Raw genomic sequence first — 7,853 nt, 5'->3', positions numbered from 1 at the left:
AGAGGAGTCGGCGTAATGCGTTTCCTTGAAGACGACGACACCGACCCCATGCTGTCGGTCGTCAATCTTATTGACCTGTTTCTTGTCATCATTGGGCTGCTGATGATTGTGATCGCACAGAATCCGCTGGGTCCATTAGCCCGGGAGAACGTGGTGGTGGTAGAGAACCCGGGTCAAGCTGACATGCGCATTACGGTCAAAGAGGGCACGGAACTGACACGTTACGAATCCAGTGGCAAGGTTGGTGAAGGACAGGGGGCACGCGCGGGCGTGACCTATCGTTTAGATGACGGCCGGATGATATACGTGCCGGAAAGTGGGGCTAAAGAACTCATTCAGTAGCATCTGAACGGCCAAATAAGTTAGGGTATACCCCTATTTGCATACCTATGCAAGAAATTGAACATAGCACAACTTCAATTTTATTCACAGCTAACGACTGAGACTACACCACTATGATCCACTATCTGAAACGAGGCCGCTCGGCCGAAGTCAAAACCGACGATGACGCCAAGGTGCGCGCCACAGTCGAAGAAATTATTCGCCGTATTGAGCAGGACGGTGATGAAGCTGTCCGTGAATACAGTCGTAAGTTCGACAACTGGGATCCGAGCGACTTTCGCTTGTCTCGTGACCAGATTATTGCAGCACGCAAGCAACTGTCTGCTCGCGAAATCGAAGATATCGCGTTCGCCCAGAAACAGGTTCGCAATTTCGCGCAGATCCAGCGCGATTCCATGAAAGATGTGGAAGTGGAGACTTATCCGGGCGTCGTTTTAGGTCATAAGCACATCCCGATGAATGCGGTGGGCTGTTATATTCCCGGCGGCAAGTACCCGTTGCTGGCATCGGCCCACATGAGTGTTCTGACGGCAAAGGTGGCAGGCGTCAAGCGTATCGTTTCTACGGCGCCGCCGTATCAGGGCAAGCCGCATCCTGCCATTGTTACTGCGATGGACATGGCAGGCGCCGACGAAATTCTGGTGCTCGGCGGCGTGCAGGCCGTTGTTGCCATGGCCGTTGGTACACCCAGTGTTGCTCCTGTGGATATGCTAGTCGGTCCTGGCAACATGTTCGTTGCCGAGGCTAAGCGCCAGTTGTACGGTCGTGTAGGCATTGACCTTTTTGCCGGGCCTACCGAGACGCTGGTCATTGCCGATGACAGTGTGGACGGCCAGTTGTGCGCCGTCGATCTGCTGGGTCAGGCTGAACATGGCCCCACCTCGCCCGCTGTATTGTTGACAACCAGCGAAAAGCTGGCCCGCGACACGATGGCCGAGATCGAGCGCCAACTGACGATATTGCCCACAGCAGCAATTGCCAAGAAAAGCTGGGAGGATTGTGGTGAAGTCATTGTCTGCGATACCGATGAAGAAATGCTTCGCGTTGCCGATGAGCTGGCTTTTGAACATGTGCAGGTCATGACGCACGATGTTGATTATTTCTTGAACAACATGACAAATTACGGGGCGCTGTTTTTGGGCCCGCGTACAAATGTGAGTTTTGGCGACAAGGTCATCGGCACCAACCATACGTTGCCGACCAACCGCAATGCACGCTATACGGGCGGGTTGTGGGTCGGTAAGTTTTTGAAGACCTGCACGTATCAACGCGTGCTCACTGATGCGGCCAGCGTCACCATGGGTGAATACTGTTCCCGATTATGCCATATGGAAAACTTCGCAGGTCACGGCGAACAGGCGAATATTCGGGTACGGCGTTATGGCAATCGTCCCGATTTGCCTTGGTATGAACCGGTAAAGGATCAGGCATGATCGAACTGCCCAAAAGCCCGAGTTTTCGGCTGGACGGCAAACGCGCACTAATAACAGGTGGCAGCAGCGGCATCGGGCTGGCTGCGGCCACCGCGTTAGGCCGCGCTGGCGCCCATGTAACACTGGCGGCGCGCCGGGCAGCCGAACTTGAAAGCGCGTGTACAGCCTTGCGTGACAGCCAAGTCTCGTGTGATTTCGTGGTATTGGACGTGACACGATCGGCAGATGTTGACGCTGCCGTTGCGGATGCATCGCCATACGACATTCTTGTTAACAACGCGGGGATGAACCGACCTGTGTCTCTGGTCGAACAGAGCGATAACGACATTGATGAGGTATTTGACCTGAACGTAAAGGCGGCGTTCTATACCAGCCGGGCAGTGGCACGTAAACTGCTGGCGGCCAAGCGCTCCGGCTCCATTATCAACATTTCATCGCAGATGGGCCATGTAGGAAGTGCGCGACGGGTGTTGTATTGTGCGAGCAAGCATGCCATGGAAGGCATGACCAAAGCGCTGGCATGGGAATTGGGGGCAAATGGTATCCGGGTCAATTCGATCTGCCCCACCTTTATTGAAACGCCTATGACCGCAGCGATGTTTGACGAGCCTGGCTTTAAGCAGTGGGTTTGCGAGCGAATTGCGCTGGGCCGTCTGGGTCGGGTCGATGAGGTTATGGGGGCAGTGGTATTTCTGGCCAGCAGTGCGTCCAGCCTGATGACAGGCAGCGCCCTGATGCTGGATGGAGGATGGACCGCAGCATGAAGACCGCACCACGCGCGCAAGATGTGGCTGATCTGGCGCAAGTATCGCAATCGGCGGTCAGCCGCACGTTCACACCAGGGGCCAGCGTATCCGAAAGCACGCGTAACAAGGTGCTGGCAGCCGCGCAGCGCCTGGGCTACCGGCCAAATGCCCTGGCCCGCAGTCTGATCACGCGGCAAAGCCGCATCGTGGCACTGGTGATGAGCTATCTGGAGAACCAGTTTTATCCATTGGTCATTGAAAAGCTGTCCCAGAAGCTGCAAAAGCAGGGTTATCACGTGCTGATGTTCATTGCGGATATTGACGAGGGCGCCGACGGGGTTTTGGCCGATATCCTGCAATACCAGGTCGAGGGCATCGTCATGGCGTCAACCATGTTGTCACCGACATTGGCCAAAAGTTGCTCGGACTTGGGGGTGCCCGTCGTGCAGTTCAACCGCATCTCGGATTTGGGCGGACTGACACGCTACGCGACCAGTTCAGTGACGTCGGACAATGCGGCTGGCGGTCGGCTGGCTGCTGAACTGTTAGTGGCAAGGGGCTACAAACGAATCGCGTTTCTGGCAGGACTGGAGGATTCATCAACCAGCCTGGAACGTGAGCGTGGCTTTAAGCAGGCGCTGGCCAACTTGGGGACAGGCGTGTCTTATCGCGATACGGGCCACTACAGTTTTCACGGGGCTCAAGAGGCCATGCGACGTTTGTTTGCCCATGCCGATCGTCCTGATGCGGTGTTTGTCGCCAACGATCACATGGCTATCGCAGCCATGGACGTGTTGCGCCAGGAATTTTGCTTGCGCGTACCCGAAGACGTGGGTGTGATCGGTTTTGACGATGTTCCCCAGGCGTCCTGGGGGGCGTACCAACTGACCACCGTCTATCAGAGGGTAGAACCCATGGTAGACGCTACGGTTGAGCTTTTGCTAGAGCAGATGCGTGGTGAAGTGCGAGCGCGTGAGATCGTGGTTCCGTGTATGTTGGTGGAAAGAAAAACAGTCAGGCCCGCGACATAGCGGACAACTAATTAAATTTTAAGTCGCGGGTAATTTAGCCCGTGACCAGGAAAATGGAGATTGTAATATGAAAAAACGGAACCTGTTCTCAGGTGTATTCTGCGCAGCCGCGCTGCTGGCTATCGGCCCAATCGCGCACGCGCAAAGCGCCACCAAATGGCCTGAAAAACCCGTGAGATACATCGTGCCTTTTTCACCGGGTGGCGTATCTGATGGGGTGGCGCGATTGCTGGCTGAGCAATTGTCCAAACAACTCGGACAGAGCATGATCATTGAGAACAAGCCCGGTGTATCAGGCATCCTGGGCACGCAGACCGTAGCGCGGTCTGCACCAGACGGCTACACGATCATGGGGGGCACAATTACCACGCACGCAGTCAATCCGTTTTTCGTCAAATCCTTAAGTTACGACCCCGTCAAGGACTTTACACCCGTCGCCCTTGTTGGAATGGTCAGCAACGCGTTGGTTGTGCGTGCAGATAGCCCCTACAATAGTGTGCAGGATGTGATCGATGCTGCGCGCAACAAACCTGGCGCATTAAACTACGGGACGGCCGGACCGGGTACGTCGCAACACCTTTCTGGTCAGTTATTCCAGTCCATCACCAAGACCTCATTGCAACAGATTTCTTACAAGGGCGGATCGCAGGCAATGGTGGATCTGATAGGTGGCCAGATCGATCTGATTTTCGAAACAGTGGCGGCGGCCCGGCCGATGATAGATTCCAAGCGCGTCAAAGTATTGGGTGTGACTTCGGCCACGGCACTGGCGGATCTGCCCGGCGTAAAACCACTAGCCGAGCTTGGCGTGCCCGGCTTTGAAATGCAGTCGTGGCAGGGTGTTTTTGCCCCTGCAGGCACGCCGCAAGCGATCGTTGACAAACTGGCACGTGAAGTCGCGATCGCAGTTAAGATGCCTGAATTTGGCGCAAAGCTGCGGCAGTTGGGTGTAGAGCCCGATGGTCGCGGCAGCAAGGAATTTGGGGCTTTTCAGACTGCTGAAGTTCAAAAGTGGCACAAGGTCGTCCAAGAGGCAGGCATAAAGGCCAACTGATAAGACAGAGAAAGGGAAACAGGTATGACAGAGTCTCATTATTCGCTGGACGGCCGATTGCCGGCGTTGCTGCGCGGACAGCAGCGTGTGCGCGGTTTATTTAACGGGCTGCCCAGCCCTGCAATCGTCGAGATGTGCGGTTACGCAGGATTTGATTTTATTATCATCGACAATGAACACGGCAGCGCCGATCTGGGCGTGACCGAGAATATGCTGCGGGCCGCACGCGCCAGCGGCATTATCCCGGTTGTGCGGTGTTTCGCTCACGACTTGCCACGTGTATTGGACATGGGGGCCAGTGCGGTGCAAATTCCCATGGTGGAGTCGGTCGAGCAGGCGCGGGAATTGGCCGCGCGCGTGTTCTATCCGCCCAAGGGCATACGAGGCAGTGCATTCAGTACACGAGCAGCAGGATACGGGGCGTTTAGCGGTGCTGGTCACACGCAGCGCAGTAACGAGGGCATCAGTCTGATCGTGATGTTAGAAACGCCCCAGGCGATCGCGCAGGCGTACGATATCGCAAGTGTAGAAGGCGTCGATGCCGTGTTTATCGGCCCGAATGATCTGGCGCATGCCATGGGGCATGGCAGCGACTGGAACGCGCCGCCAGTGCAGCAGGCAATCCGGCAAGGGCTGGCAGCCATAACGAGCGCCGGCAAGTGTCCGGGCATCATTGCGCTGACACCTGAAGATGAAGAGAAGTATGCAGCACTGGGTGCCAGGTATTTCGCCAATGTAAGTACTGCCTTGATAACCCGTGCGTTCAAACAGGCGGCCAGCAAGGGAGACGAAGCGGCACTACGCTATTGAGTCGCACGTTCCCGTTCTGCACACGAGCCAGTCGTATTATCCTAACTATACCGGGACTCATTAGACGGGCACGGCGAGTTTCTGACACCCGGACGTGTGTCGGCAGGCGTACGTAGTGTTGGTTCGGTGGTGTCAATATGCGCTGACTGAGCAAAAGGGCACCGTCGCTCCGCTATAAGCATCGCGTGTGACAGCACCGCAGGTGTTCAATTGCATTGAATACCCCTTTAGCCGGGCTTTACCCCGCCGATCGGCGGTTCTGCGTCTAGCGCGTCGGCAAACTTTCGCATGGATTTGACGAACGCATCAAGCTCGTCTTTGCTCCAGTCCTTGAAGATCGCATTGGCCATGCGTTCTCGTGCAGTGTCGATGCTTATCATTGTCGCCAAAGCGGCTGCCATGCCGGTGAGATTTACTTCTTCCGATTACGCCACTCTGGTGGTGCCGCGTCGTTCGCAATGTCTGAAAGTCGTTTTTCGCCGAACAATTGTAGCAACATATTTTCTGCGGAAATCGATGTCTCTTTAATGTGTCGATTCACCGCCGCCTCTACGGGGCAAGAGGGTTTGTCATGCACCGGGCCGAACACAAATGGCGCGGTATATCCAATGGCATCGTAGACATCTCTCATCGTAAGTTCATTGAGATCACATGCGAGCGTCCAGCCACCGCCCGGACCACCGGTCGACTTTACATGGCCAGACTCACGAAGCACAGCCATGGTGCGTCGAACTACGACAGGGTTCGTTTGAAGCATTTGTGCAATCGTATCTGAGGTGGTTGAGCCCCCGCGAAGATGCATATGGATCAGAATGTGCAGAAGTCGAGCGAGTCTGGTATCGCGTTGCATGAGTCGAAGCCTGAATATTCGTAACTTTTTATGTTACGCTATTTGGACGTTTTTGTGTAAATTTAACCCTTTGCCAGAGCAACCATGAACACATATCGTCAAACATTTATTGCCGCTAACGGAATCCGTCTGCACGTCGCAGAACAGGGTGAAGGTCCCTTGGTTATTCTCTGTCACGGTTTTCCAGAGACATCGCATGCTTGGAGGCACCAACTGGCGGCATTAGCTGACGCGGGCTACCACGCAATCGCTCCAGATTTGCGGGGCTATGGAGCTAGTGAATGTCCATCAGCGATCGGACAATACACGTCCTTGGATATCGTGAGTGACCTTGTCGCGTTGATCGATGCCTTGGGAGAGCGCGATGCCGTGGTGGTGGGGAACGATTGGGGTGCAACCATTGCCTGGCAAGCGGCGTTGCTTCGACCAGACCGTTTTCGCGCTGTCGCTGCCCTCGGGGTGCCGATGATGGGTAGGGCGCCAATGGCACCGAGTCGACTTTTTCCGCAGACGGACCAGGTGTGGTTCTACACGCATTATTTCTCTGAGCCTGGGTTAGCCGAAAGCGAACTTGAGCGCAACGTTGGCGCAACATTGCGCAAAATCTATTTTTCCGCCTCCGGTGACATCGGTGTCCGTGACCACGATACGCCCAATCCCTTTGGGCTTATACCGCGAAATGGAGGAATTCTTGATTCTTTGAGTGATCCGCCCGTGATGCCCGCATGGCTTGCTTCCGGCGATCTGGAAAAATTTGTACAAGCATTCAGTATTTCTGGTTTTCGCGGGGGGTTGAACTACTATCGCAACCTTGACCGCAATTGGGAAGTGCAAGCTGCATTTGAGGGTTTGCTCGTTCAGGTTCCCGCCCTTTATCTTGTCGGCGAACGCGACACCGGTCTGGCAATCCCCGGCATGCAGCAAATCATTGACGCCATGCCCCAGCTTGTGCCAAACCTGCATGAATCTCGGTTGATTCCGGGAGCCGGGCATTGGTTACAGCAAGAGAGGCCGGATTGCGTTAACGCTGCTTTGATTAAGTTTCTTGGCCAGCTTTAACGAGCCAGGCGGATACTTGATGTCTCCGCAAGGAATGATGGCCAATGATAGTTGGCGCAATTCGACGACTGAGTATGTTTTCATATATTGATGCGGGGTTTTACATCTTTGCGACAATTTCCCCCACTTTTGCCAACACCGCCTTGTGTACTGTGCTGTTTACTTTGTCGTTTGTGTAATAGGCGGCTACTAATAGCGGCTCGCGGTGGGGCGGCGTGATAATGGCGATGTCATTGCTCGTATCGCTGGCCGCTCCTGTTTTGTCGCCGATACGCCAGTTTGCTGGCAGTCCGGCTTTTAATGCCTGGGAGCCGGTCTGGTTCATCTCAAACATGCGTACCAGTCGTGCGCGAGACTCTGAGGACAATGCTCCGCCCAGTAAAATTTTTTTCATATTCTCGAGCATTGATTCCGGCGTGGTGGTATCCTCGTCGCCTTGCTGGATACCATTGAGTGGCTCAATATGGTCCAGTCGTGTTTTGGTGTCGCCAAGGTTGCGAGCGTAAGCGGTTAGGGCGGCAGGACCGC

Annotated in this window: 10 protein-coding genes; 7 read left to right on the top strand and 3 right to left on the bottom strand. The window is 55.0% G+C overall.

What is annotated here, in order from left to right:
- From ACTIKR_RS19350 to ACTIKR_RS19325, 6 genes are all read left to right on the top strand, one after another.
- Positions 1-342: DUF2149 domain-containing protein (locus ACTIKR_RS19350; RefSeq protein ID WP_442328738.1), on the top strand; the 342-nt coding region annotated here is incomplete at its 5' end.
- Between the two features lie 113 nt (positions 343-455).
- Positions 456-1,775 (top strand): histidinol dehydrogenase, encoded by a 1,320-nt coding sequence (gene hisD / locus ACTIKR_RS19345; protein WP_442328737.1) that lies wholly within the window; start codon positions 456-458, stop codon positions 1,773-1,775.
- A complete protein-coding gene (locus tag ACTIKR_RS19340) occupies positions 1,772-2,539 on the top strand; it encodes an SDR family NAD(P)-dependent oxidoreductase (protein WP_442328736.1) in 768 nt (255 codons plus the stop codon). The genes hisD and ACTIKR_RS19340 overlap by 4 nt, the downstream gene beginning before the upstream one ends.
- Positions 2,536-3,552: a LacI family DNA-binding transcriptional regulator gene (locus tag ACTIKR_RS19335; protein ID WP_193088834.1), complete on the top strand. Its 1,017-nt coding sequence runs from the start codon at positions 2,536-2,538 to the stop codon at positions 3,550-3,552. Before ACTIKR_RS19340 ends, ACTIKR_RS19335 begins: the two co-directional genes overlap by 4 nt.
- Positions 3,553-3,619: 67 nt before the next feature.
- Positions 3,620-4,606: a Bug family tripartite tricarboxylate transporter substrate binding protein gene (locus ACTIKR_RS19330; protein ID WP_442328735.1), complete on the top strand. Its 987-nt coding sequence runs from the start codon at positions 3,620-3,622 to the stop codon at positions 4,604-4,606.
- A gap of 24 nt (positions 4,607-4,630) precedes the next feature.
- Positions 4,631-5,416, top strand: a complete 786-nt coding sequence (locus ACTIKR_RS19325; RefSeq protein ID WP_193088836.1) for an HpcH/HpaI aldolase family protein — start codon at positions 4,631-4,633, stop codon at positions 5,414-5,416.
- Positions 5,417-5,643: 227 nt separating this feature from the next.
- Here the strand turns inward: ACTIKR_RS19325 and ACTIKR_RS19320 are convergent, their stop codons facing one another.
- Both ACTIKR_RS19320 and ACTIKR_RS19315 read right to left on the bottom strand, forming a co-directional pair.
- Positions 5,644-5,796, bottom strand: coding sequence for a hypothetical protein (locus ACTIKR_RS19320; protein ID WP_442328734.1), 153 nt, complete (start codon positions 5,794-5,796; stop codon positions 5,644-5,646).
- 32 nt (positions 5,797-5,828) lie between these two features.
- Complete coding sequence (locus ACTIKR_RS19315; RefSeq protein ID WP_193088838.1) at positions 5,829-6,266, bottom strand: Rrf2 family transcriptional regulator; 438 nt, start codon at positions 6,264-6,266, stop codon at positions 5,829-5,831.
- 84 nt (positions 6,267-6,350) lie between these two features.
- On the opposite strand from ACTIKR_RS19315, the gene ACTIKR_RS19310 reads away from it, so the two are divergent.
- On the top strand, positions 6,351-7,325 hold the full coding sequence (locus ACTIKR_RS19310) for an alpha/beta fold hydrolase (protein ID WP_193088839.1): 975 nt from the start codon (positions 6,351-6,353) through the stop codon (positions 7,323-7,325).
- A gap of 100 nt (positions 7,326-7,425) precedes the next feature.
- Here the strand turns inward: ACTIKR_RS19310 and ACTIKR_RS19305 are convergent.
- The coding region (locus ACTIKR_RS19305; protein ID WP_442328733.1) for a serine hydrolase at positions 7,426-7,853 on the bottom strand (428 nt) is incomplete at its 5' end.

Source organism: Advenella sp., assembly GCF_052108595.1.
GTDB lineage: Bacteria > Pseudomonadota > Gammaproteobacteria > Burkholderiales > Burkholderiaceae_B > Advenella.
This window is presented reverse-complemented; position numbering and strand designations above follow the sequence as displayed.